Here is a 1,735-nt window from a genome sequence, read left to right as displayed (position 1 = left end):
AAAATAAAAATTGACGTTTCGCATTTTGTTTAGTTTTCAAAGAACTGTTCATCGCTTTAAGGCGACTTCTTTATATTATCATTTCCAAAACTCAGTGTCAAACATTATTTTCTTTGTTTTCCACCTTTTGTTTTGTTCGCTCATCAGCGACGAATATTAATATACCATGCTCTAAATTCTAATGCAACCTCTTTTTTATATTTTTTATAACAAAGAGGAATTTCTTATTTTCCTGCCATATAAATTGCATATATCTTCTTCATAATACAATTGATTAGGAAACAAAATGGACTATGCTAATGCATGAATTATATACAAATGAATAAAAAAACGTCTTTTTATAGTGGGGAGAGATCCTCTGGCGACGTGCAGAAGCGGTCAAATCTTTGTAGTGGTTCATGCAAGGGTAAACCAGAGAGAAGAAGCATACCATACTCCCTTCTGGTTGCACATAGCACATAAATGTCGAAATTATCATTCACTCATATACAGATGAGACCTTTCTTCTTTAAAAATTATTATCAAACCAGACTGGAATACAAATTACAGCAAAATCCTTCAATATAAAAGATGAGTCTCATCATTTAAATGATAAGACGGCTTCTTATAATCGTATTCCCCCCTCCCAAGCCTCAAACAAATTTGTATGGATTCCCTTTTCCTTTAATACGAATGAAAGACCTCCGCATAGATAGGAGGTCTTCTCTACGTTACGGTTAAAGTTTCATACTATATAAGTCCACTTTGTTATTACAACATATCTATCGTTTGCCATGTAGAACAAAAGGGAAACTGCGCTCGCTCGCTCCCTCTCTATGGTTTACCCCTACATGGGCCACGAAAAGGGTTCGACCGCTTCTATACTTAGTCGATGCTCTCTCCCACCTAAAAGAAACGTTTTTATATCGATTTTTTTAGTTGCATTTATATAAATAACGAAGTAATTGAGAAAACTCATTAATCATCATCGTCATCATCATACTGTTCGACACGGTACTTATCAGGAATAAACCCTTTTTTCTCTAACCCCTTAGAAATTTGGATAGCTAGAAACATTAAAAATCCGGTAAAAACAGCAATATCATATAAACCGTAACCAATAACAAGTCCAAGGCAAGAGCTAATCCATAAATTAGCAGCTGTAGTTAGACCATGCTTAAAATTTCGGCGATCCCGCCAAATCACTCCGGCACCTATAAAAGTAATTCCGCTTATCACTTGTGCAGCAAGGCGCATTGGATCTCGATAAGGGCCTTCATTCAATAACGAGAGCACCATAATCATGCATGAGCCTAAACAAACTAAAACATGAGTGCGAATACCAGCTATTTTACGTTGACGCGCTCTTTCAAGTCCAATCACAACTCCAAAGATGAAGGCAATCAACAAACGTATATAAAATTCAATATGACTAACATTAACAAGCACTGTAAGGACAAGCAAAGATTTCATCCCTCCGCTACTTCAGATTTATAGATATATGATCCCTATTTTGAAGAAAAGGAAGATAAACCTTTACTTATATATATTTGTCCAAACTGAAAAATACCCACAATTTTGAAACGGGACCACTGAATTTACATAGTATTTATATACAAGTGAATAAAAAAACGTCTTTTTATAGTGGGGAGAGATCAAAAGACGTGCAGAAGCGGTCAAACCTTTGTAGTGGTTCATGCAAGGGTAAACCAGAGAGAAGAAGCATACCATACTCCCTTTTCGTTGCACATCGCAC

General features: G+C 35.9%; 1 protein-coding gene. It reads right to left on the bottom strand.

Going from position 1 to position 1,735, the window contains the following annotated elements; translation table 11 throughout:
- Positions 1 to 957: 957 nt before the first annotated feature.
- Positions 958 to 1,452 carry an MgtC/SapB family protein gene (locus tag H540_RS30670; protein WP_051317237.1) on the bottom strand — a complete coding sequence of 165 codons (495 nt, stop codon included), beginning with the start codon at positions 1,450 to 1,452 and terminating at the stop codon, positions 958 to 960.
- Between the last annotated feature and the right edge of the window lie 283 nt (positions 1,453 to 1,735).

The sequence above is a fragment of the Ectobacillus panaciterrae DSM 19096 genome (assembly GCF_000430785.1).
Lineage (GTDB): Bacteria > Bacillota > Bacilli > Bacillales > Bacillaceae_G > Ectobacillus > Ectobacillus panaciterrae.
The sequence above is the reverse complement of the archived record's forward strand: the minus strand, read 5'-3'. Positions and strand labels throughout refer to the sequence as shown.